This is a genomic window from uncultured Methylobacterium sp. (assembly GCF_964251405.1).
Taxonomy (GTDB): Bacteria; Pseudomonadota; Alphaproteobacteria; order Rhizobiales; family Beijerinckiaceae; genus Methylobacterium.
Genome location: NZ_CAXUJR010000056.1, coordinates 1 through 22,767 on the forward strand (window position 1 = coordinate 1; position 22,767 = coordinate 22,767).

The window sequence follows — 22,767 nt, forward strand, 5'->3', positions numbered from 1 at the left end:
AGTTCGTCGGACGTCCCGTCGACGTTCAGGTCACGCCCGACGGTGCGCTCCTCGTGTCCGACGACCTGAACGGAGCCATCTACCGCGTCACTTACGACGCCACGACGGCCAAGCGCGCCGCCAAGTAAGCCGCCAAGTAAGCCGCCAAGTAAAACCCACCGGCCGGGGCGAACGCGCCCCGGCCTCGCCGCAATCCCGGACGGTCAGGCCCCATGCGCGTCGCTCTTGCCCTCGGTCTCCTCGTGGCTCTCACGGGAGCCGCTGACGCCGGACCGGACATCTCGGTCTGCACGGATTGCCACGGCGCATCCGCCTCCGCCACGGAGGGCATCCCGTCCCTCGGTGGCATGCCGGCGATCTACGTCACGAACCAGCTGTTCATGTTCCGCGAGGGTCAGCGCAAGGCCGATCCGATGAACAGCCTCGCCGAACCCATGACCGATGAAGACCTGCAAGCCTACGGAGCCGCGATCGCCGCGCTGCCGCCTCCCGTCTATCAGGGCACACCGGCCGAGCCGGAGCGCGTCGCGCGTGCGGACGCCGCCATCGGCAAGCACCGATGCGTCTCCTGCCACGGTGCGGATCTCGGGGGCGACAAGGGCGTGCCACGCATCAAGGCCCAGCGCGAGGACTACCTCGCCAAAGCCCTCGCCACCTACAAGACGAGCGAGCGTGCAGGATTCGACCCGCAGATGAACGAGGTGGCCGGAGAGTTGAGCGCGAGCGAGATCGCAGATCTCGCCCATGCGATCGCTCGCAGGCCCTGAGCGGACGGCTGTCTCTCAAGCCGCCCTGACGCGGCCCGTCGATCGATGGACATCGGCGAGGATCGCGTATGATCGCAGCCGGGCCGCATGATCGTGGATCGCCGAGGCGACCATGAGCTCGTCGGCTCCGGTCTCAGCGATGAAGCGCTCCAGCTCAGCTCCGACCGTGGCTCCGGAACCGACGAAGGATCTCGCCAGCATCCTCGACGCCTGCGCCTTCTCGGCCGGGGACCAGTAGGCCTCGATGTCCTCGATCGGCGGCCGAAGCAGACCACGCGTCCCACGAAGCAGATGGGTGAATTGCTGTTGGGCCGACGTGAACAGCCGCCTTGCGTCCCGGTCTGTTTCGGCCGCGATGACGTTGACGCCCACCATCGCGTAGGGGCGTTGGAGCTGCTCGGAGGGTTGGAAGCGAGAGCGGTAGACATCGAGGGCCGGCAAGAGCGCCTCGGGTGCGAAATGCGACGCGAAGGCGAAGGGCAGGCCCATCATCGCGGCGAGCTGCGCACCGAACAGGCTCGATCCGAGGATCCATAGCGGCACCCTCAGCCCGGTGCCCGGAACGGCCTGGACCGCCTGCCCGGGACGAAGCGGTCCGAGCAGGTCCTGCAATTCGACGACGTCCTGCGGGAACGTGTCGGCTGCGCCGGGCATGCGCCGCAGGGCACGCATGGTGAGTTGGTCCGTACCCGGCGCCCGCCCGAGGCCGAGGTCGATCCGGCCGGGATACAACGTCTCGAGCGTTCCGAACTGCTCGGCGATCACCAGCGGCGAGTGGTTCGGCAGCATGATGCCGCCGGCGCCGACCCTGATCTTGCGCGTGCCTGCGGCCACGTAGCCGACCACGACGGCAGTCGCGGCGCTCGCGACACCGACCATGTTGTGGTGCTCGGCAAGCCAGAAGCGGTTGTAGTCGAGCCGCTCGGCGTGGCCGGCGAGATCGAGCGTATTCCGCAACGCGTCTCCCGGCGTCGCCCCTTCGGGAACGAGCGCGAGATCGAGTATCGAAAGCAGGGGCATGTGCCGCCCTATCCGTGTCCCTCGGCCGGCGTCTCACCGGTCGACGTCGTCCCCTCGTCCTGAACATCGTGAGCCGAGGGGCATGCCGCAAGCGGCAGAACGCCATCGGCGGCGGAAGGCTCGCCCGAGATTTCACGGGCAACGGCAGGGCGCCATCGCCGATGACGGCTGCTCTCCGCAGCGCGATCCCCGACGCCTCAGGCCTCCGTGTCCTCGTGCAGGGTCTCCTCGATGTAGAGCTGGTCCAGCAGCACCTTGATGACCGCCGTGAACGGCAGGGCGAGGGCGACGCCCCAGAGTCCGAACAGGACCCCAAGGAGCAACTGGGCGGCGAAGATCGTGGCCTCCGGGATGGCCAGCGCCCGCTTCTGGATGAAGGGGGTGAGGCCGTAGGTCTCCAGGGTCTGCACCGCGATGTAGACCCCGAGCGCGCCGAGAGCCGTGCCCGACCCCGAGGCAAGGCTGGCGAGGACGATGACGACGCCGGCGATGAGCGGCCCGATCGTGGGGATGAAGGCGAGCAGCCCCGCCTGGATACCGAGGATCAAGGCGCCGCCGACCCCGAGGACGGCGAGCCCGGCCCAGGTGCAGAGGAAGATCACCACCATCGTGATGAGCTGGCCGAACAGCCAGTTGCGCAGGGTCTCGCCCATGCCGTCGAGCAGCTTCGCCCCGCGCGGCCGGTGCCGGGGCGGGGCGAACCGCAGCAGCCCGTCGCGGTAGCTGCCGGGATCGGACGCACAGGCGATCCCGAGGAAGACGATGACGAGGACGTTGCCGAGGGCGTTGAAGAGGGCGAAGACCACGTTCGCCGCCGGCCCGAGCACGCCGCTGGCATCGGGCATCAGTGAGCCCCGGCCCTTCATCGAGCCCGATGCCAAGCCGCCGAGTCCGCCCTCGGGCTTGCCATCACCCGCCGGCTTGGCTTCGTTCCGGGGCTTGCCCTCGTCATGGGATTTAGCCTCCTCCTGAGATCTGGCCTCCTCTTTCGGCGCCTCCTGCGACTTCGCTGCGTCTCCCGCTTGCGGCTTCGCCGATGGGTCGGGCGCCCCCGCAGGTGGCTTCCCGGCTTCGGGACCGGGGAGGGCGGGCAGGTCGATCCCGTAGCCCTTCAGCCAGTCCCGTACGATGCCGGACTGTCCCTGGATCGTCTGGCCGAGATCGCGGGACTGCTGGACCACGATCGTACCGCCGTAGGCCACGAGGCCCGCGCAGAAGCCTGCGAGCACCAGGCTGATGAGGGCGAGCCGCAGGCCCCGGCCGAGCGGAAGCACCGCTCCGAGGAGGCGGGTCAGACCGTCGAGAAACACCGCGAGGAGCACGCCGGCGAAGATCAGGAACAGGGTCGAGGCCGCCAGCCAAGCCAGCGCCAGAAGCGCGACGAAGCACACCACCGCGATGCCCGAGACGGCGAGCGACCATGTTCCGGGCCGCGGCCCGGCCGCCCCGTGCGTCGTGTCAGCGTCCTGCATCGTTTGGATTTCCCCGCCACGCCCCGATGATCGCAGGGGCGATCCATGGCGCGGAAGCCACTGGGCTTTCCAGGCGGACAAGTCCAGAGCGCGGCCACCGCATCGTCGGCGCACGTGGTCTCGGACCGGCGCCACGCGTGCCGTGAATGGCATCCCACCTGGAGGGATCGAAGGGGAGGGCGCTAACCGGCGGAGGAGCGGGGCGCGGCGATCAGCATTCGTCCGTCATGCCCGGCGATGGCGACATCGCACAGCGTGCCGGCTGGAATCGCCGGATCGAGGCGCACCGGCGTGAAGCCCTCCGTGCGGCCGATGCCGCCGCGCTCGGCCAGAACGCGATGCGTCCGCCCGACCTCGCCCGCGAGGTGGCGGGCCAGGGACGCGGTGCCGGCCTCGCGTAGACGCGCGGCGCGCTCGCGCACCACGCTGTCGGCCACCGGCGGCATCCGCGCCGCCGGCGTGCCGGGACGGGACGAGTACGGGAAAACATGCAGGTGCGTCAGCCCGCATTCGGCGACGAGGTCGAGGGAGCGACGGAACTGCGCCTCGGTCTCGGTGGGGAACCCAGCGATCAGATCGGCACCGAACATGATCTCAGGCCGCAGCCGACGGACCTCCTCGCAGAAGCGGATGGCGTCGGCGCGGGTGTGGCGCCGCTTCATCCGTTTGAGCACGAGATCGTCGCCGGCCTGAAGCGAGAGGTGCAGGTGGGGCATCAGCCGCGGCTCGGTGGCGATCGCCGCCATCAGGTCGTCGTCGGCCTCGATCGAGTCGATGGACGACAGGCGCAGGCGGCCGAGGTCCGGAACCTCGGCGAGGATGGCGCGGACCAACCGGCCGAGGCTCGCCGGAGCGCCGTGATCGCGTCCGTAGGCGGTGAGGTCGACGCCCGTCAGCACGACCTCGCAGCCGCCATGAGCGACGATGCGGCGGACCTGATCGACGACGTCGTCCACCGCGAGAGACCGCGAGTTTCCGCGTCCGAACGGGATGACGCAGAAGGTGCAGCGGTGGTCGCAGCCGTTCTGCACCGGCACGAAGGCGCGGGTACGGTCCGGGAGATGTGCGATCCGCGTCGGGGCGGAGGCCCGCACCGCCATGATGTCGTCGATCGCGACGCGCTCGCCGAACTCCGCCCAGGTCTTCTCCGCCCAGGTCTCGGGCTGCAGCTTGGCATCGTTGCCGACGAGCCGCGCGACCTCCGGCATCGCCGCGTAGGTCGCGGTCTCGACCTGGGCGCCGCAGCCGGTGACCACGATCTCGGCATCCGGCCGCTCGCGTGCCAGGCGGCGGATGGCCTTGCGGGCCTGGCGGCCGGCTTCCGCCGTCACCGCACAGGTGTTCACGACCACGCGGTCGCGTCCGGCGACCCCGGCATGCGCGCGGATCACCTCGGATTCCACCGTGTTGAGGCGGCAGCCGAAGGTCAGGGTCTCGACGGCCATTCAGGCGGCCTCGAAGATCTCGGGCGGGAAGGCGTCCTCCCATTCGAGGGCGACGGGGCCGGTCATGAGGACGTGATCGTCGGCGCGCCACTCGATGACGAGGTCGCCGCCGGGCAGGCTCACGGTCGCGTGGCGGCCGATCATCCGAAGGCGCGAGGCCGCCACCACCGCCGCGCAGGCGGCGGTGCCGCAGGCGAGGGTGAGGCCCGCGCCCCGCTCCCAGACCCGCAGGGTGATCGTCTCGGGGCCGCTCACCTGCGCCAGTGAGATGTTGGCGCGCTCGGGGAAGATCGGGTGGTTCTCGAGCATCGGCCCGATCCGCCCGAGATCGTAGCCGGCGGGGTCGCGGTCGACGAAGAAGATCGCATGAGGGTTGCCCATGTTCACCGCGCCCGGCGAGTGCAGCACGGGGGCGTCGATCGGGCCGATCTGCAGCTCGATCCGGCGCGTGTCCGGGAACGGCTCGGCCAGCGGGATCTCGTCCCATTTCAGACGGGGCCGGCCCATGTCGACGGTGAAGGAGCGGTCGGCCAGCCGGTTCACGGCGACGAGGCCGGAGATGGTTTCCAGTGTGAGCCGCCCGCTCTCGGCGGGCCGCGCCATGGCGGGGTCGTCCAGCATCGCGAAGGCGACGCAGCGGGTGCCGTTGCCGCAGGCCCCGGATTGGGTGCCGTCGGTGTTGTAGATCCGCAGGAACGCATCCGTGTTCGGAGACGTCGGGTCGTGGATCACCATGAGCTGATCGAAGCCCGATCGCGGATGGCCGGCGACCGCGACGGCCTCCTCCGCGGTCACCCGATGGGCCGAACCGCGCAAGTCGAGGACGACGATCCGGTTGCCGGCGCCGTGCATCTTCAGGAAGCGTCGGTGGGACAGGGGACTCATGCTGGGGAGGTACTCACTCAGGGCGCGCTCGGGTTGCCGGCCCTGCTCGGCGACCGGAGCCTGCCTATAGGGCAAAGCGGCGGGCCGCGCACGATCGCGGGGCGTTGCAGAAGCGCCGCGGCTCGCGGGCATCGTGCGCGATGGCACGGGTGACGTCTCGCAGGCGTCTCCGTTCGCCGATACGGTAGGCTGAGGGCAACCGGCACGCGCACGTCCGGCCAAGCCTCGAGATACCGCCTCCATGATACTGCCGGAGCGCCGCCCGTGACCCGCCTTCGCCTCTCGCTCCCCTCGGGCCTTCTCGCCGGCATGGTGATCCTCTGCGTGTCCGTTCCGGCGCAGGAGGTGAAGCCGCCGGCGGTGACCAATCCGCTGCCGACCACCACGGCGCCCGATCCGGCCACGCCCGCGACGCCCCAGCTCCCGGCCCCGACGCAATCGATCGCTCCGGGACTGCCCGCGGTCTCACCGGCCTCGCCGACACGCCGGCTTCTCGTGGAGACGCCCGGGGAGGCCAACGACGTCGACGACGTCACCCTGCCGGCCCAGCCCGCCGCGATCCTCGCCGGCACCGCCAAGTGGGACGAAGCGGTAGCCACCTTGCAGGGCGCCTTCCGGCGCATCGAGGCGAACCTCGCCAAGGCCGGAATCCCACCGACCGGCCGCCCGATCGCGGTCTTCGCCAAGACCGACGACGACGGCTTCCAGTTCGAGGCGATGATCCCCGTCGCCGCCACGCCCGATCCGGTCCCCGCCCTCGGCGAAGGGATGCGTTTCGGCGTGACGCCGTCCGGCCGGGCGCTCCGCTTCAACCACAAGGGCTCCTACGAGGAGATCGACGGCACCTACGAGACGCTGACCGCCTATCTCGATGCCAAGGACGTGGTGGTGCAGGACCGCTTCATCGAGGAATACGTCACCGACCTCACCGACCGCGCCGACGACAAGCTCGAGGTCAACATCTACGCGCTGCCGCGATAGCCGGATCGGCGGGCGCGAGGGAACCGCGGAGGAATCCCGCGGATTCGACCCTCATGGCCACTGCATCCGGACCTACCCTCTTCGTCCATTCCCGCGGGCATCGCACCGACGAGGCGGACACGCTCCGCGAGAAGGCGCTGGAGATCCATCATCGGCTCTGCCCCGTCTACGGCTGCCCGATCCCGTACTTCCACAGCCTCGATCCGGTCAGCGAACTCGTCTCCTCGCTGCTCTCGCACCGGACCCGCAACGCCGAGTCGGGTCGCGCCTTCAAGGCCATGCGGGCGCGATATCCGGATTGGGCAGCGCTCATCGACGCCCCCGTCGCCGAGGTCGAGGAGACCATCGCCGGGGTAACCTGGCCGGAGCTCAAGGCGCCGCGCATCCAGGCGATCCTGCTCAAGATTCGCGAGCGACGCGGCGGTCTCTCCCTCGACTTCCTGGCGGACCTCCCCGTGGCCGAGGCGAGGGCCTGGCTGGAGGCGATCCCCGGCATCGGGCCGAAGACCAGCGCCGCCGTCCTCTCGTTCAGCGTGCTGCGCATGCCCGCGCTGCCGGTGGACAGCCATCACCATCGGGTGGCCCAGCGCACGGGCCTGATCGGCAGCAAGGTCGATGTCGGCCCGTCGCACCCGATCCTGCGGGCGCAGCTGCCGGACGACTGGAGCGCGCAGGCCCTCTACGACAACCACGAGGTCCTGATGCTCCACGGCCAGCAGGTCTGCCACCACCGCAGCCCCGCCTGCGGGGCTTGCGTCCTCCTCGACCTCTGCCCGACGGGACAGTCCCGTGAAGCGGACCGGCCGCGGGCGTCGCGGTCATAGGACGAGCGGAGCGTTCATTCCGACCAGCGCAGGGCCGCGGCCGAGGCCAGGGTGCCGATCACCGCCGCGATCAGGCTTAAGCCGGACAGGATCATCAGCGGGGTCGCAAAGGGGACGGTGCCGCCGGTAGCCGCTTCGCTCGCCGAGACGCCGAAGATCAGGGTCGGGATCATCAAGGGCAGCACCACCACGGCGAGGATGAGGCCGCCCCGGCGGATCGAGGCGGTCAGCGCCGCCCCCACCGCACCGACGAAGGTCAGCGCCGGGGTGCCGACGAGGAGCGTCAGTGCCGTAGCCGCCATGGCGGAGCCGTCCAGCGCCACGAGCAGGCCGAACAGCGGCGAGGCCAGGGCGAGCGGCAGGCCGGTGGTGAGCCAGTGCGCGAGGACCTTGGCGAGCACCACGAGTTCGAGGGGTACGGGCGCGCCCGTCATGAGGTCGAGCGACCCGTCCTCCTCGTCGGCCTGGAACAGCCGGTCGAGGCCGATCAAGGTGGCGAGCACTGCCGCGAGCCAGAGGATCGAGGGGCCGATCCGACTCAACAGGTTCAGGTCCGGCCCCAACGCGAAGGGGACGACCGACACGATCATCAGGAAGAACACCAGCGACAGCGCGCCCGACCCGCCGACGCGGGCGGCCAGCGCGAGATCGCGGCGAACGAGGGCGGCGAGCGCCCGGATCACCACCACACCTCGGGCGCCGGGTGCATCTGCGGTCCCGGCGCGACCGTGCCGATGCTCAGTTCGCGTGCGCCTTCGAGGCCGAGGGACTGGTGGGTCGCGGCGATCACGAGGCCGCCCTCGCCGAGATGCCGTGCCATCAGCCCGGCCAGGATGGCCTGCGACGCGGTATCGAGGGCAGCGGTCGGCTCGTCGAGGAGCCAGAGGGGGCGGCGGCAGACGAGGAGGCGGGCGAGCGCCACCCGCCTCCGCTGCCCGGCCGACAGATAGGCCACCGGCAGCCGGAGGGCATGGCCGAGGCCGAGCTCTTCAAGAGCCGCGCGCGGGCTCGCCGTGGGGGCGCCCAGCAGGTCGCGGGCGAAGGCGAGGTTCTCCTCGGCCGTCAGCGGGCTCTTCAGCCCGTCGCGGTGGCCGACCACGTGAAGGCATTCCGGCAAGGTGGCCTCACCGACATCGGCGACCGTGATGGAGCCAGTCTCCGGCTTGAGCCGGCCCGCCAGAACGCTGAGCAGGGTCGATTTGCCGGCGCCGTTGCGGCCCGTCACCATCAGCGCCTCGCCGGGAGCGAGGAGGAAGGACAGATCCGAGAAGATGCGGCGGCCGGAGCGGCGGACGGCGAGGGAGGTGACGGTCAGCCGCACGAATGGTCCTGCATTTACCTAACCCTCCCCGCTCTGCGGGGGAGGGAACGGCGAACCCACATCCCACATGGCCCACCCACCACCGTCCACGCGACACGACACTCCCCCGCTCATGTCACCGCCTGCGTGTAGCGGGCCGTTTCGAAGTGTTCTATACCGATTCCAGGCTGCGCCGCGCGAATCCCGAGCGTTCAAATCGCTCGTCGCGCATCATCCTGTCCGGGCACCCCCGGAGCGGCGCGCGCGTGCAACGCGCATCCAGCCGAACACGACATCCGTGGCGCAGGTTATGCCTGCGCGTGTTCGACAACCGCTCGCGAGGAAGACAACCGCCGTGGCATCGATCGACAGCTTCCAGTCCCGCCAGACCCTCACCGTCGGCGACAAATCCTACACCTACTACTCGATTCCCCATGCCGAGAAGGCCGGTCTCGCGGACGCCACGGCGCTGCCCTTCTCGATGAAGGTGATCCTCGAGAACCTGCTCCGCTTCGAAGACAACCGCTCGGTCAAGAAGGACGACATCTCCGCGACCGTGGCGTGGCTCGGCAACCTCGGCAAGGTCGAGACCGAGATCGCGTTCCGGCCTTCGCGCGTGCTGATGCAGGATTTCACCGGCGTGCCGGCGGTAGTCGACCTCGCCGCCATGCGCGACGCGATGGTGGCGCTCGGCGGCGACCCCCAGAAGATCAACCCGCTGGTGCCGGTCGACCTCGTGATCGACCACTCGGTCATTGTCGACGAGTTCGGGACGCCCAAGGCCTTGGCCGAGAACGTGGCGCTGGAATACGAGCGCAACGGCGAGCGCTACACGTTCCTGAAATGGGGCCAGTCGGCCTTCGACAACTTCTCGGTGGTCCCCCCCGGCACCGGCATCTGCCACCAGGTGAACCTGGAATACCTGTCGCAGACGGTCTGGACGAAGGCGGAAGACGGCACCGAGCTCGCCTATCCCGACAGCCTCGTCGGCACGGATTCCCACACCACCATGGTCAACGGCCTCGCCGTGCTCGGCTGGGGCGTGGGCGGCATCGAGGCCGAGGCCGCGATGCTCGGCCAGCCGCTCTCGATGCTGATCCCCGAGGTCGTCGGGTTCAAGCTGTCGGGCAAGCTGCCCGAGGGCACGACCGCCACCGACCTCGTGCTCACCGTCACGCAGATGCTGCGCAAGAAGGGCGTGGTCGGCAAGTTCGTGGAGTTCTACGGCCCCGGCCTCGACGACATGGCGGTGGCCGACCGCGCCACGATCTCGAACATGGCGCCCGAGTACGGCGCGACCTGCGGCTTCTTCCCGATCGACCAGAAGACCATCGACTTCCTGCGCGTCACGAGCCGCACCGACGAGCGCATCGCACTGGTCGAGGCCTACGCCAAGGCGCAGGGGATGTGGCGCGACGCGCAGACCCCGGACCCGGTCTTCACCGACACCCTGGAACTCGACATGGGCGAGGTCCGGCCCTCGCTCGCCGGCCCCAAGCGGCCGCAGGACAGGGTGCTGCTCGACGGCGCCAAGCCCGGCTTTGCCGGCTCGATGGAAACCGAGTTCCGCAGAGCCGCCGATATCGCCAAGCGCTATCCGGTCGAGGGCGCGAATTTCGACATCGGCCACGGCGACGTCGTGATCGCCGCGATCACGAGCTGCACCAACACCTCGAACCCGAGCGTGATGATCGGTGCTGGCCTCCTCGCCCGCAACGCGGTCGCCAAGGGCCTGCGCTCGAAGCCCTGGGTGAAGACCTCGCTCGCACCGGGCTCGCAGGTGGTGGCCGAGTACCTCGAGAAGGCCGGTCTGCAGCAGCCGCTCGACGCGCTCGGCTTCAACCTCGTCGGCTTCGGCTGCACCACCTGCATCGGCAATTCCGGTCCGTTGCCGGCGCCGATCTCGAAGGCGATCAACGACAACGACGTGGTGGCGGCGGCGGTGCTTTCCGGCAACCGCAACTTCGAGGGCCGCGTGAACCCGGACGTTCGGGCGAACTACCTCGCCTCGCCGCCGCTGGTGGTGGCCTACGCGCTCGCGGGCTCGATGCAGATCGACATCACCGCCGAGCCGCTGGGGACGGGTTCCGACGGCAAGCCGGTCTATCTCGCCGACATCTGGCCCACGAGCGCCGAGGTGCAGCAATTCATCGAGGCGAACATCACCTCGGCCCTGTTCAAGTCGCGCTACGCCGACGTGTTCGGCGGCGACCATTACTGGAAGGCCGTGGAGGTCACCGAGGCCGAGACCTTCGCGTGGGATTCGACCTCCACCTACGTGCAGAACCCGCCCTATTTCGAGGGGATGCAGCGGGAGCCGGCGCCCGTCACCGACATCGTCGACGCGCGCATCCTCGGCCTCTTCCTCGACTCGATCACGACGGACCACATCTCGCCGGCCGGCAACATCCGGGCGAACTCACCGGCGGGCGCCTACCTGCAGGAGCATCAGGTTCGGGTGCAGGATTTCAACCAGTACGGCACGCGGCGCGGCAACCACGAGGTGATGATGCGGGGCACCTTCGCCAACATCCGCATCAAGAATCAAATGGTCCGCGATGAGACCGGCCAGGTGGTCGAGGGCGGCTGGACGCTGTTCCAGCCCTCCGGCGAGCGGATGTTCATCTACGACGCCGCGCAGAAGTACGCCGAGCAGGGTACGCCCCTCGTCGTCTTCGCCGGCAAGGAATACGGCACCGGCTCCTCGCGCGACTGGGCGGCAAAGGGCACGAAGCTTCTCGGCGTGCGCGCCGTGGTGGCCGAGAGCTTCGAGCGCATCCACCGCTCCAACCTCGTCGGCATGGGCATCGTCCCGCTGGTGTTCCAGGGCGAGACGAGCTGGGACTCCCTCGGGCTCAAGGGCGACGAGACCGTGAGCCTGCTCGGGCTCTCGGGCGATCTCAAGCCGCGCCAGACCATGATCGCCGTGATCACGTCCGCCGACGGATCGAAGCGGGAGGTGCCGCTCACCTGCCGGATCGATACCCTCGACGAGCTGGAGTATTTCCGGAACGGCGGGATCCTGCCCTACGTCCTGCGTTCGCTGGCGGCGTAGAGAGGGTCCGAACCCTCCCCCCACAGATCTCGGGCATGTCCGAGATCTGCACTTCAAGTCCTCAAGTCGGGCAAGCCCGACTTGGGATGGGGAAGGGTGCCCCGCGGATGCGGGGCGGGACAGGGGATCGCGACCTTTCCTGACAGGGCGGTGCTTCCCTCATCCGACCCGCTTCGCGGGCCACCGTCTCCCGCAGAGGGGAGAAGGCCATGCGCGCTATGCGTCCGCTTTGCCCTCCGTGAACTCCCGCCATAGCAGCATCAGCGCCGCCATCACGGCCGGCCCGAGGAACAATCCGAGCAGCCCGAATGTCTCGACGCCGCCGAGGATGCCCAGCAGCACCCACAGGAAGGGCAGGCGGGTGGTGCCGCCGATCAGGGCCGGCCGCACGAAGTGGTCGGCCACGAAGGTGACGACGAGGCCGGCCGCGATCACCATCGCCGCCTGAACCATCGCGGCCTTGGCGACGAGCAGCAGGGCCGCGATCCCGAAGACCAGCGGCGCCCCGAACGGGATCATCGCAGCCACCGCGGTCAGCGCTCCGAGCAGCACGGGATGCGGCGTCCCGGTCGCGTAGTAGACCACCCCCAGCAGAAAGCCCTCGCCGAGCCCGACGAGGACGAGGCCATCGACCGTCCCGTGGACCGAGGCGACGACCTGTCGGGCAACGCGCTCGCCGCGGGCACCGAAGAGCTTGGCGCTGGCGGTGAGACACTGCGCGATGACCGTGCGTCCATCGCGAAACAGGAAGAACAACGTCACCAGGGTGAAGCCGAACAGGACGGAGCGGCGGACGATCTGCGACCCGACGCTGCGCGTCAGCCCGATCACAGACGGATTGTCGAGGCGGTGGAGCAGATCCGAACCGGGGGAGGGGTGGCTCAGGTTGTCGTTCCACCATGCGCTCGCCTGGGCCGCGCCGAAGGGCAGGTGCGCCAGGATCTCCGGCGCCGGAATGCCGCTGCGCTCGGCTTGCCCGGCCCAGGCCAGGGCGTCATGGGCCTCCCGGGCTGCCTGAACGCCGAGCACCACCAGCGGCGCCAGGAACACGATGGCGACGAGCGCCGTGAACAGCGCCGGCAGCGCGATGCCGTGCCCACTCGGCGGCCACCGGCGTTCCGCGCGGGCGTAGAGCGGCCACAGGGCGATCGCCAGGATCACCGCCCAGGCCAGCGCCGGCAGGAACGGGTGCAGCACCCACAGGCCGATTGCGGAGAGCGCGAGGACCATCGCCGTGCGTGCGGCGGCCTGCATCCGCCATCGATCGGCAACCGGTTCGGCATCGTTGGCGGCCCGAAGGGGCGGTTCCATGGGGTGACCTTCCGCTTCCCCGAAGCCGGACGATCCGGCGGCGGACCTTCGACATAGGCCCGTAATGGGGTCCACGGAATAGGCCCCAACCGGGGCCGGCGAACGGCCAAGGTTGCCCCTCCATGCCCCCTCGTGTAAGGCACCGCGATCGTGCAGGGCCTTGCCGAGCGAGGGGCCGCGCATCGATCGCAAGGCCGCGCGACCGGGGGCACCGGGCGTCATGCGTCGTGCCCCGATCGCCGGCCGGCGCTACCCATCGCGCAGGGTGGCGGCGGGCGCGCGTGAAACCAGCGAGAATCCATGTCCGACCTGCACAACACAGCCCCGGCGACGTCAGCCACCTTCGACCGCGTCTCGGACATCATCGCCGAGACCGCCGACATCCCGCGCGACACGATCACGCCCGAGAGCCATGCCATCGACGACCTCGGGATTGATTCCCTGGCCTTCCTCGACATCGCCTTCGCGGTCGACAAGGCGTTCGGGATCAAGCTGCCGCTGGAGCGTTGGACCCAGGAGGTCAACGAAGGCAAGGTCCCGGCCGAGGAGTACTTCGTCCTCAAGAACCTCTGCGCGCGGATCGACGCCCTCGTCGCAGAGAAGGCCGCCAAGGCCTGATCCGCAAGGCCTGACCTGACGCCCGCGAGCGGGGGAAGCCGGACCCATGCGCCTCGAATATTTCGAGATGATCGATCGCGTCGTATCGCTCGACCGCGCGGCGGGACGGATCACGGCGCTCGCCGAGGTGCCGCGCGAGAGCCCGGTCTTCGAAGGGCACTTCCCCGGCCATCCCCTGGTGCCCGGCGTGCTCCTGACCGAGACCATGGCGCAGGCCTCCGGCTATCTGCTGCTGGCACATCTCGACTTCACGCTGATGCCGTTCCTGATGTCGGTGGAAAAAGCACGCTTTCGCGGCTTCGTCGGGCCCGAGACCACCCTCACCGTCGAGGCGAGCCTGGAGCATGATGGTTCCGGCTATGCCGTGACCAAGGCGTCGATCCGGAACGGCGACAAGCTCGTCGCCGACGCAGAGCTTCGCTTCCGCACGATGCCTTTCCCGGAGGCGCTGTCCGCGCCCATGCGCGCACGCGCCGAGGCGATCGGCCTCCTGGCCTTTGGGCCGTTCACATGAGCACCGGCGGACGCGACGTCGTCGTCACGGGGATCGGCCTGGTCTCCTGTGCCGGAGAGGGCATCGCGGCCCATCTCGCGGCGCTGAAGGCAGATGCCCCGGCACGCATCGACACGACGACCTTCGCGCCCTATACGGTGCACCCCGTGGCCCCCCTGGCGCTCGACGGGCAGATCCCGAAGAAATCCGATCAGCGGCAGATGGAGCCGTGGCAGCGGCTCGGCGTCTATGCCGCCGGGCTCGCCCTCGACTCGGCCGGCGTGAAGGACGATGCCGCGTTCAAGGCCGCGCTGCACCTCGTGGTCGCCTGCGGCGGCGGCGAGCGCGACACGGCCGTCGACGGGGCCATCCTGACGGGCCTGCGCGATGCGTCCGATCCGGGTGCCTATCTCAACGAGCGCCTGCTGAACGACCTGCGCCCGACCCTGTTCCTGGCCCAACTCTCGAACCTGCTCGCGGGCAACATCGCCATCGTCCACGGCGTCACCGGCGCCTCACGCACCTTCATGGGCGAGGAATCCTCGGGTGTGGACGCCCTGCGCATCGCGGCGGCGCGGATCGCATCGGGACAGATCGACCACATGCTGGTGGGCGGCTCCTACAGCGCCGAGCGGCCAGACGTGATGGTGGTCCACGAGATGGGCGGCTACCTGCGCGCCCGCGATTTCCGCCCCGTCTTCTCCCGGAACGGGGAGGGCGAGGGCGGGTTCATCCTGGGGAGCGCCGCCGCCTTCCTCGTGCTGGAATCGGCCGACGGTGCGGCGGCCCGCGGCGCCCCGGCGCTGGCGCGGCTCGCTCCCGTGGCGAGCGACCGCCCGCGCCGCACGCCCGGCAGCGTCGGGCGGAGCCTGTCGGACCTCTGGAAGGATGCGGGCGTGACCCGGCCCGACGCCGTGATCTCGGGGGCGACCGGCGTGGCCCCGATCACCGCGGAGGAACGTACGGCCTTGTCGGATTTGGCACCGGGCGTCGCCGTCACGGCTCTGGGCGATGTCACCGGCCATTCGCTGGAAGTGACCGCCCCCTTCGGCGCGGCGCTCGCCGCCGCCCTGGTGGCGGAGGGCGGGCTGCGCGAGGTGGCGGTGACGGTGATCGGGCACCGGCGCGGGGAGGGCGTGGTGCGGGTGACGGCAGTTTGAGGGGCGGAACCATGTTCCCTCCCCCTTGCGGGGAGGGCTAGGGTGGGGGTGGCTCAGGATCGAGCGTTACGGGGCCTCCTGCACCACCCCACCTCCGGCTCCTGCCCGCACCCAAGTAGGGCCTGCCCGACTTGGGCACTGGGGTGCGGCTATCGGGCAAGCCCGATATCTGTGAGGAGGAGAGGCGCTTGCTTCCGATAATCGGTTGAGAACCAAGATCAGCACGATGACGAATCATCCTCTTCGAGACGCGAAAGGCCGCCCGCTGGTGGCGGTGACCGGGCTTGGCATCGTCACGTCCCTGGGCCAGGGCCAGGACGACACCTGGGCGGGGCTGACCGCCGGGCGCTCGGGGATCCATGCGATCAAGCGTTTCGCCACCGACGGGCTGCGCACGCGCATCGCCGGCACAGTCGACTTCCTCGACACCGATCCGCTCGTGGCGCCCGCCCTGTCGCAGCGCTTCGCGGAGGAGGCCGCCGAGGAAGCCATCGCCCAATCCGGCATCGGCGCCAGGGACGACTTTCCGGGTGCGCTCTTCATCGCGGTGCCGCCCGTCGAGATGGAATGGCCTCAGCGCCAGGCTCTCGCCGAGGCCTCAGGCCAGGACGGCGAGGTCACCTACGCCGACCTCCAGCGCGCTGCCGCGAGCCGCCGCTTCGACGCCTGGCACGACCTCTTCATCTTCGGGACCGTGGCCGACCGGATCGCCGACCGTTTCGGCACCAAGGGCTCGCCGATCTCGCTGTCCACCGCGTGCTCCTCGGGAGCGACCGCGATCCAGCTCGGCGTCGAGGCGATCCGGCGCGGCGAGATGAAAGCGGCGCTCTGCATCGGCACCGACGGCTCGGTGAACCCGGAATCGCTGATCCGGTTCTCGCTGCTCTCGGCGCTCTCCACTCAGAACGACCCGCCGGAAGGCGCCTCGAAGCCGTTCTCGAAGAACCGGGACGGCTTCGTCATGGGCGAGGGTGCCGCCGCCCTCGTGCTGGAGGATGCCGAAGCGGCGAGGGCGCGGGGGGCCAGGATCCTCGGCTACGTGCTCGGCTGCGGCGAGAAGGGCGACGGCTTCCATCGCACCCGGTCGAGCCCGGACGGAGCCCCGATCATCGCGGCGATCCGCGCAGCGCTCGACGATGCCGGCACGCCGCCGGAGCGGATCGACACGATCAACGCCCACGGCACCTCGACGCCCGAGAACGACAAGATGGAGGCCATGGGCTGCATGGTGGTGTTCGGCGAGCGCATGGCGACGCTGCCGATCTCCTCCAACAAGTCGATGATCGGTCATACGCTCACCGCCGCCGGCGCCATCGAGGCCGTGGTCTCGCTCCTTACCATCGCGCATGGCCGCATCCCGCCGACCATCAATTACGCGGTGCCCGACCCCGCCATCCCGCTCGACGTGGTGACCACGACGCGGGACGTGTCGGTGGCGCGGGTGCTCTCGAACTCGTTCGGCTTCGGCGGCCAGAATACCTGCCTCGTGCTCGGCGGTGAGCCGGCATGAGCGCGCCGCGAAAGATCCTCGTCACGGGGGGCGGCTCAGGGCTCGGCGCGGCGATCGTGCGCGGGCTGGGCCAAGCCGGCCACGACGTCGAGTTCACCTACCGCTCCTCCGGCGAGGCGGCCCACGCCCTGGTGGCGGAGCTGCAGGCGGCTTACCCCGAAGGCGCGTTCCGGGCCCATGCGCTCGATCTCGCCGACAAAGCAGCTCTGGACGCCTTCTGCGAATCGGTCGAGGCGCAAGGCTTTCACGGCCTCGTCCACAATGCCGGGCAAGCCTACGACGTGCTCGCCGCGATGATGGATCAGGACAAGGCCGAAGCCGCCATGCAGGTGAACTTCTGGTCGCTGACCCGCCTCGCCAAGGCGCTGGTTCGGAGCATGATCCGGGCGCGGAGCGGGCGGATCGTCGCGATCGGCTCGGTCGCCGCGCTCCAGGCCAATCCCGGCAACGCCGCCTACGCCGCCAGCAAGGGCGCGCTCATCGCGTATTGCCGGACGCTCGCCATCGAGACCGCCAAGCGCGGCATCACCGTCAACGTGATCGCGCCGGGGTTCATCGACACCGACATGATGGCGCCCTACGCCGCCCATCGCGAGGTCATGGAGCGGCAGATCCCGGCCGGGCGTTTCGCGAGGCCGGGGGAGGTGGCGGCCCTGGCCGCCTTCCTCATGGGGGACGCGGCTTCCTATATCACCGGAGCGGTGCTGCCGGTGGATGGCGGCCTGACCGCGATGATGGGCGTCCACCGCGCCTGAGGTCGAGCATGGTCCTACGTCTCGTCAGTCTCTCATCCCTGGCCATCGTATGGACGGTAGCCGCCCTGGCTCAGGACTCCTTCCGCGTCGACGGCCTGCCCCCCGGCGACACCCTAAGCATCCGCGAGACGCCGGACGCCGAGGCGCCGGCCCTCGGCCAGGCACCGCAGGGCGCGCGGCTGCGCGGCTTCGGCTGCACCGCCGACACCCCGAGCGGGCTGACCTGGTGCCGGGTGAAGGCCGGGCCGATCCTCGGATGGGCAAGGCGGCGGTATCTGGCGCCGGAGTGAGGTGGGTTGATGCCGTGATCGCGGCTGCTTACTGAAACCGCTTCGTGCGCATTCCCTCCTGCCATCGGATCTCGGGCCTGCCCGAGATCCGCACCCTGATGCCCAAGTCCGGTATGCCCACTTGGGTGGAGGAGGGAACACCCGCGCGGCCGAACAACGACGGATAGCCATGCAAGCCCTCCAACTCTTCGGCGATCGCGACCTGCGCGTCTGCGAGGTCGAGCCGCCGGCCGCCCCGGGACCCGGCGAGGTCCAGATCCGCGTGCGCGCGGTGGGGCTCAACTTCATCGACGTCTGGGGCTTTCGCGGCATGGCCTTCGCCAAGCGCAAGCTGCCGCTCACCGTGGGCGCCGAGGCGTCGGGCGAGATCACGTGCGTGGGTGAGGGCGTGGCGGACCTGAAGACGGGCGACCGCGTGGTGATGTACGGCGCCCGGACCTGCGGGCGCTGCAAGGCGTGCCTTCAGGGCCGCGACAACCTCTGCGAGGACGTCTCCGGCGTGATGGGCTTCCATCTCGACGGCTTCGCGCGCGAGTTCGTGACCATGCCGGAACGGCTCGTCATCAAGGTGCCCGATGGCGTGAGCTTCACCGATGCGGCCTGCGCACCGGTGGCGTTCGGCACCGTCCAGCACATGCTGTTCGACAATGCCCGGCTCGAACCCGGCGAGAGCATCCTCGTCCATGCCGGCGGCTCCGGCATCGGCACGGCGGCGATCAAGATGGCCAAGGCCATCGGCTGCACGGTGTTCACCACGGTGGGCGACGATTCCAAGGGCGAGAAGGCGGCAGCCTTGGGCGCAGACCACGTCGTGAACTACCGCACCGAGCGTTTCGAGGGCGAAGTCCGTCGGTTGACCAAGCGCAAGGGCGTCGACGTGGTGTTCGAGCATGTCGGGCCGGAGACCTGGAACGGCTCCCTGCTCTGCCTCAAGCGCGGCGGGCGCCTCGTCACCTGCGGCTCGACCTCCGGGGTGTCGACGACGATGAACCTGATGCAGCTCTTCCAGCAGCAGTACCGCATCACCGGCTCGTTCGGCTGCTCGATGGCCAATATCCGCGACGCGCTGGCCAAGATGGCGGCTGGCCTGACTCCCGTGGTGGACACCGTGCTGCCGCTCGCCGAGTTCGGGGCAGGCCTGGAACGGCTCGAGTCGCGAAAGGTCTTCGGGAAGATCCTGGTGACGCTTTAGCGCTTCAGGTCCGACGCTTGGTACCGACCTCCAAAGCCCGCCGACGAGTCATTGCGGAGGCGCACCCCGCGGCCCTACCATGATGGCTCCACCCGCTGGATCGGGCCGGCAGAGATCGCATTGGGGATGCCGATGTACTTCGAGGGAGGATGGACACCGCCCCAGGAGCCGCCATCCGGCAAGCCCGGGTTCACGAAGCGCCAGGAGCAGGTGTTCGTAGGGATCATCGCGGTGAACGCTGTGTTCCTCCTCGTCGCACCCATCGGGGGCGCGACGGTGATCCATGCGATCCTCGCACTGCTGGGGTACGGTTAGATCCCGTTTCGCGACTCGCCGTCGAGGGGTGTGAAGGCACGGGGAGAGGCTGGTTCGTTACAGGCTCAGCCCCGACGAAGAGGGCGAGGACGACCGTGAAAGTCCCTCGATGCGAGCGTGATGAAACGGGGGCATCGAGACACGGCCGCCAAGGCGGTCCGTCACGGGCGTGGGTGTCAGGCATCGGATGTGGTCCACTCGGTGGAGGCGGGTTGTCCACGACAGCGAAAGCGCATTAAGCGGAACGCGAGTGCGTCCGGTCGGGCGCCATCCTCGATCCCGGGTCCGCCTTGCTCCGCCTCGCCCTGCTCCTGAACCGCCACCTGCCGCGTCTCGCGGGATTGGCGATGATCCCGCTCGTGCGCGGCCTGTTCTGGCTGGCGAGGGCGCTCGGGCCGGAGCGGGCGAGCGCCTGTGGCGGCGCGCTCACGCGCAGGGTCGGCCCTTGGCTTCCGGCCCACCGCACGGCGATCGCGAACCTGCGATCGGCCTTTCCGGAGCGGGATGAGGCGGCGATCCAGGCCCTGGCGCGCGAGGCCTGGGACAATCTCGGCCGCACCGGTGCCGAATACGCTCACCTGCATACGCTGTTCGATATCGACGAGACCGACCCCGCGAACCAGCGGATCACGGCCGACGGCATCGAGCACTTCGCGAACTTACGCGACGACGGCAAGCCCGGCCTGATCTTCGCCGCGCATCTGGCCAATTGGGAGCTGCCGGCGATCTGCGCGGCGAAATACGGGCTCGATGCCACCGCGATCTTCCGGCCCCCCAACGACGCCGCCACCGCCCGCCTCGTGCAGGAGATCCGTCGCGAGACGATGGGCGGGCTCGCCGCCTCCGGGCAGGGGTCGGTGTTCTCCATGCAGGGCGTGGTCGAGCGTGGCGGCCATCTCGGCCAGCTCATCGACCAGCATTTCACCCGCGGGGTCGTGGTGGAGTTCTTCGGTAAGCCGGTTCTGGCCAATCCGCTGCTCGCCAAGCTCGCCCGGCACTACGAGTGCCCGGTCCACGGCGTGCGGGTGATCCGGCGTCCGGGGGTCCGCTTCCACCTCGAACTGACCCCGCCCCTCGACCTGCCCCGCGACGCCGGCGGCGCCATCGACGTCCAGGGCGCGACCCAGGCGATGACCCGCGTCGTCGAGGGCTGGGTGCGCGAGAATCCCGGCCAGTGGCTGTGGATGCACCGCCGCTGGCGTCCCAATATGCTGCCGAAGCCGAAGGTGGCGAAAGGCTAGTCCACCCACTCGCCGCCGCGCATCACCGGCACGGCGCGGCCCTCCAGTGTGAGGCCGTCGACGTCGATGTCGGCCGAGCCGATCATCCAGTCGATGTGGATCAGGCTGCGGTTGGCGCCGCGGGCTGCCAGATCCTCCTCGCTGAAGCCCTCGCCGCCGTTGCGGAAACACTTGCTGTAGGCTTGGCCGAGCGCGATGTGGCTCGCCGCGTTCTCGTCGTAGAGGGTATTGTAGAACAGCAGCCCGGACGCCGAGATCGCCGAGGAGGCCGGCACCAGGGCGACCTCGCCGAGTCGCCGGGCGCCCTCGTCGGTGTCGAGGACCTTGGCGAGCACGTCGTTGCCGATCCGCGACGAGGCCTCGACGATGCGACCGTCCGCGAAATGCACCGTGATGCCCTCGATCAGGGTGCCCTGGTAGGACAGCGGCTTGGTGCTGGTGACGAACCCATCGACCCGCGCCTTGTGGGGCGTGGTGAAGACCTCTTCGGTCGGAATGTTGGCGTTGCAGACGATGCCGTTGCGCGCCGTCGAGGCGCCGCCGCACCACTCGTGGTCGTCGGCCAGACCCACGGTGAGGTCCGTACCCGGCCCTTTGAAGCGCAGGGCTGCGAAGCGGTGGCGGTTCAGGGTCTCGGTGCGGGCGCGCAGGGCCGCGTTGTGCGTCTCCCAGGCCGCGACCGGATCGTCGCCGTCGACGCGGGAGGCGGCAAAGATCGCGTCCCAGAGCTTGGATAGAGCGATGTCGGCGGGTTCGTTTGGGAACACCGTCCGCGCCCAGGGAAGGGTGGCGGCCGAGACGATGGTCCAGTTGATGGAGAAATTGGCGATGAGTTCCAGCGCCGGCACATAGGCCTTCGAGCGGGCGCGGTTGGCGCGCGACACCCGGGCCGTATCCTGGCCGGAGAGCAAGGAGGGATCGTCGCCTGCGATGGCGAGACGCGCCGCACCGTTGCGGTAGGCCTCGGCCATGCCGGCATAGAGCCAGCCCGAGGCGACGTCGAAGGCGTCGTCGGGGGCATGGGTGAAGCGCGCCAGGGTGGCGGCATCGTCCGAGTAGAAGGCCGTGACCAGCGATGCACCGGCCTTGTAGGCCTCGACCGTGATGGCACGGACCAGGGCGACGGTCTCGAGGGGAGCGGTGATGACGAGTTCCTGGCCGGCCTTCAGCCCGAGCCCAACCTTGACCGCCACCTCCGCGAGACGGGCCAAGCGCTCGTCATGAGACAGGCTCGCCACGGTCGAAGTCCCGGTCTCGTGCATGATGGGCTGCCACGTGCCTGTCCTGTCGGCCCCGTGAGGTCGCTGGCGCGCTTAAGATCAGCGCGAGAGGCGGCAGGTCAAGCCGCGCGCGACCAACGGATCTCGCCGAGATTCTCCCGGAACGCGAAGCGCAGCAGGTGATCGGCGACCACGTTCTCGAGCCGTGTCAGACCGGCCGGGTCGGGGGTGACCACCCGCATCAGCAGGGCATCGGCCTCCGCCTCGAAGGTGCAGACCCTGTCCTCGCCGAAAGGCACCGTGCCGTGGTCGTCCTTGGTCTCCACCGGGAACTTGTGGCTCCAGTGCCGACAGAGCTGCTTGAGGTAGCGGCTGGCTTCGGCAGTGGGCACCCGTGCCTGTGAGGTCGGCATACATCATCTCCTGAAGGTCTCGCCACGATCCCGGTCGGAGCGACTGGGATCGCGGCAGTGCAGCGGACCCGAAAGCCGGACATCCAAGGCGCGTTGCCGCCATCGAAAATGCGGCCCGGCCGGTTAACGAGCGACTAACGCGATGGCCGCGATCCCTCGCATCCGCTGCGATGCATTCGCCAGTCTCCCTCGGATTTGTGCAATGCACAATACCCTATCCGTCTCGAACGTTTTCGATGGGTTCAACCCCGGGATCAGGGTGAGGTTGCCTTGCCGTCGAGGGCAGTGCCGGCCCTGGTCACGGCCGCGAGATCAGGTGGTTCCGGGCGCGACCTCGCTGGACACGACCTGGCCGGGCAACGCCTTGCCGGGCAACACTTTGCCGGGATTGAGAAGATGGTGCGGATCCAAGGCCGCCTTGAGGGAGTGCATGAGATCGAGGCCGACGGGATCCGCGTATCGCGCCAGTTCGTCGCGTTTGATCTGGCCGATCCCATGCT

General features: G+C 69.5%; 23 protein-coding genes and 1 pseudogene. 14 read left to right on the forward strand and 10 right to left on the reverse strand.

From position 1 onward, the window contains the following. Positions 1 to 128 (forward strand): annotated as a pseudogene (locus ACFE7U_RS11435) (sorbosone dehydrogenase family protein); the annotation flags it as partial. A gap of 84 nt (positions 129 to 212) precedes the next feature. Continuing rightward, positions 213 to 767, forward strand: coding sequence for a c-type cytochrome (locus ACFE7U_RS11440; protein WP_375409850.1), 555 nt, complete (start codon positions 213 to 215; stop codon positions 765 to 767). Positions 768 to 782: 15 nt separating this feature from the next. Here ACFE7U_RS11440 and ACFE7U_RS11445 read toward each other — a convergent pair whose 3' ends face one another. The 4 genes from ACFE7U_RS11445 to dapF form a co-directional block, all read right to left on the reverse strand. Further along, the gene (locus tag ACFE7U_RS11445) at positions 783 to 1,787 is read right to left on the reverse strand and encodes an LLM class flavin-dependent oxidoreductase (protein ID WP_375409851.1); all 1,005 of its coding nucleotides are present in this window, start codon (positions 1,785 to 1,787) and stop codon (positions 783 to 785) included. A 197-nt stretch (positions 1,788 to 1,984) separates the two neighbouring features. After that, positions 1,985 to 3,259 carry an AI-2E family transporter gene (locus ACFE7U_RS11450; RefSeq protein WP_375409852.1) on the reverse strand — a complete coding sequence of 425 codons (1,275 nt, stop codon included), beginning with the start codon at positions 3,257 to 3,259 and terminating at the stop codon, positions 1,985 to 1,987. 182 nt (positions 3,260 to 3,441) lie between these two features. After that, a complete protein-coding gene (gene mtaB / locus ACFE7U_RS11455; protein WP_375409853.1) occupies positions 3,442 to 4,704 on the reverse strand; it encodes a tRNA (N(6)-L-threonylcarbamoyladenosine(37)-C(2))-methylthiotransferase MtaB in 1,263 nt (420 codons plus the stop codon). Continuing rightward, complete coding sequence (gene dapF / locus ACFE7U_RS11460; RefSeq protein ID WP_375409854.1) at positions 4,705 to 5,589, reverse strand: diaminopimelate epimerase; 885 nt, start codon at positions 5,587 to 5,589, stop codon at positions 4,705 to 4,707. A 264-nt stretch (positions 5,590 to 5,853) separates the two neighbouring features. Between dapF and ACFE7U_RS11465 the strand changes: the two genes are divergently transcribed. Further along, on the forward strand, positions 5,854 to 6,570 hold the full coding sequence (locus ACFE7U_RS11465; protein ID WP_375409855.1) for a GyrI-like domain-containing protein: 717 nt from the start codon (positions 5,854 to 5,856) through the stop codon (positions 6,568 to 6,570). A gap of 53 nt (positions 6,571 to 6,623) precedes the next feature. Further along, the gene (gene nth / locus ACFE7U_RS11470; protein ID WP_375409856.1) at positions 6,624 to 7,394 is read left to right on the forward strand and encodes an endonuclease III domain-containing protein; all 771 of its coding nucleotides are present in this window, start codon (positions 6,624 to 6,626) and stop codon (positions 7,392 to 7,394) included. A gap of 14 nt (positions 7,395 to 7,408) precedes the next feature. Here the strand turns inward: nth and ccmB are convergent, their stop codons facing one another. Together ccmB and ccmA are read right to left on the reverse strand one after the other, a co-directional pair. After that, on the reverse strand, positions 7,409 to 8,077 hold the full coding sequence (gene ccmB, locus ACFE7U_RS11475) for a heme exporter protein CcmB (protein ID WP_375409857.1): 669 nt from the start codon (positions 8,075 to 8,077) through the stop codon (positions 7,409 to 7,411). After that, entirely contained in the window at positions 8,074 to 8,715 is a 642-nt protein-coding gene (gene ccmA / locus ACFE7U_RS11480; RefSeq protein WP_375409858.1) for a heme ABC exporter ATP-binding protein CcmA, read from the reverse strand. The genes ccmB and ccmA overlap by 4 nt, the downstream gene beginning before the upstream one ends. A 334-nt stretch (positions 8,716 to 9,049) precedes the next feature. Between ccmA and acnA the strand changes: the two genes are divergently transcribed. Then, positions 9,050 to 11,749, forward strand: a complete 2,700-nt coding sequence (acnA, locus tag ACFE7U_RS11485; RefSeq protein WP_375409859.1) for an aconitate hydratase AcnA — start codon at positions 9,050 to 9,052, stop codon at positions 11,747 to 11,749. A gap of 216 nt (positions 11,750 to 11,965) precedes the next feature. Here acnA and ACFE7U_RS11490 read toward each other — a convergent pair whose 3' ends face one another. Further along, positions 11,966 to 13,060, reverse strand: coding sequence for an AI-2E family transporter (locus tag ACFE7U_RS11490; protein WP_375409860.1), 1,095 nt, complete (start codon positions 13,058 to 13,060; stop codon positions 11,966 to 11,968). 300 nt (positions 13,061 to 13,360) lie between these two features. On the opposite strand from ACFE7U_RS11490, the gene ACFE7U_RS11495 reads away from it, so the two are divergent. The 9 genes from ACFE7U_RS11495 to ACFE7U_RS11535 all read left to right on the forward strand — a co-directional run bounded on the left by ACFE7U_RS11495 (position 13,361) and on the right by ACFE7U_RS11535 (position 20,634). Next, on the forward strand, positions 13,361 to 13,678 hold the full coding sequence (locus ACFE7U_RS11495) for an acyl carrier protein (RefSeq protein ID WP_375409861.1): 318 nt from the start codon (positions 13,361 to 13,363) through the stop codon (positions 13,676 to 13,678). A 46-nt stretch (positions 13,679 to 13,724) separates the two neighbouring features. Next, the gene (locus ACFE7U_RS11500) at positions 13,725 to 14,192 is read left to right on the forward strand and encodes a 3-hydroxyacyl-ACP dehydratase FabZ family protein (RefSeq protein WP_375409862.1); all 468 of its coding nucleotides are present in this window, start codon (positions 13,725 to 13,727) and stop codon (positions 14,190 to 14,192) included. After that, a complete protein-coding gene (locus tag ACFE7U_RS11505; protein ID WP_375409863.1) occupies positions 14,189 to 15,331 on the forward strand; it encodes a beta-ketoacyl-ACP synthase in 1,143 nt (380 codons plus the stop codon). Before ACFE7U_RS11500 ends, ACFE7U_RS11505 begins: the two co-directional genes overlap by 4 nt. A gap of 226 nt (positions 15,332 to 15,557) precedes the next feature. Beyond that, a complete protein-coding gene (locus ACFE7U_RS11510; RefSeq protein ID WP_375409864.1) occupies positions 15,558 to 16,841 on the forward strand; it encodes a beta-ketoacyl-ACP synthase in 1,284 nt (427 codons plus the stop codon). Further along, on the forward strand, positions 16,838 to 17,596 hold the full coding sequence (locus tag ACFE7U_RS11515; RefSeq protein WP_375409865.1) for an SDR family NAD(P)-dependent oxidoreductase: 759 nt from the start codon (positions 16,838 to 16,840) through the stop codon (positions 17,594 to 17,596). Before ACFE7U_RS11510 ends, ACFE7U_RS11515 begins: the two co-directional genes overlap by 4 nt. Positions 17,597 to 17,604: 8 nt before the next feature. After that, positions 17,605 to 17,886, forward strand: coding sequence for an SH3 domain-containing protein (locus ACFE7U_RS11520; RefSeq protein ID WP_375409866.1), 282 nt, complete (start codon positions 17,605 to 17,607; stop codon positions 17,884 to 17,886). 169 nt (positions 17,887 to 18,055) lie between these two features. Continuing rightward, a complete protein-coding gene (locus tag ACFE7U_RS11525) occupies positions 18,056 to 19,078 on the forward strand; it encodes a zinc-binding dehydrogenase (protein WP_375409867.1) in 1,023 nt (340 codons plus the stop codon). 132 nt (positions 19,079 to 19,210) lie between these two features. Next, on the forward strand, positions 19,211 to 19,393 hold the full coding sequence (locus tag ACFE7U_RS11530) for a hypothetical protein (RefSeq protein WP_375409868.1): 183 nt from the start codon (positions 19,211 to 19,213) through the stop codon (positions 19,391 to 19,393). 290 nt (positions 19,394 to 19,683) lie between these two features. Then, entirely contained in the window at positions 19,684 to 20,634 is a 951-nt protein-coding gene (locus ACFE7U_RS11535) for a lipid A biosynthesis lauroyl acyltransferase (RefSeq protein WP_375409869.1), read from the forward strand. Here ACFE7U_RS11535 and ACFE7U_RS11540 read toward each other — a convergent pair. From ACFE7U_RS11540 to ACFE7U_RS11550, 3 genes are all read right to left on the reverse strand, one after another. Next, positions 20,631 to 21,896: an aminopeptidase gene (locus tag ACFE7U_RS11540; RefSeq protein WP_375409870.1), complete on the reverse strand. Its 1,266-nt coding sequence runs from the start codon at positions 21,894 to 21,896 to the stop codon at positions 20,631 to 20,633. The two genes, ACFE7U_RS11535 and ACFE7U_RS11540, sit on opposite strands and share 4 nt — an antisense overlap. A 77-nt stretch (positions 21,897 to 21,973) precedes the next feature. Next, on the reverse strand, positions 21,974 to 22,267 hold the full coding sequence (locus ACFE7U_RS11545) for a DUF2218 domain-containing protein (RefSeq protein WP_375409871.1): 294 nt from the start codon (positions 22,265 to 22,267) through the stop codon (positions 21,974 to 21,976). A gap of 312 nt (positions 22,268 to 22,579) precedes the next feature. After that, positions 22,580 to 22,767, reverse strand: a 188-nt coding sequence (locus ACFE7U_RS11550) for an FAD-linked oxidase C-terminal domain-containing protein (RefSeq protein WP_375409872.1), incomplete at its 5' end; no start/stop codon positions are given.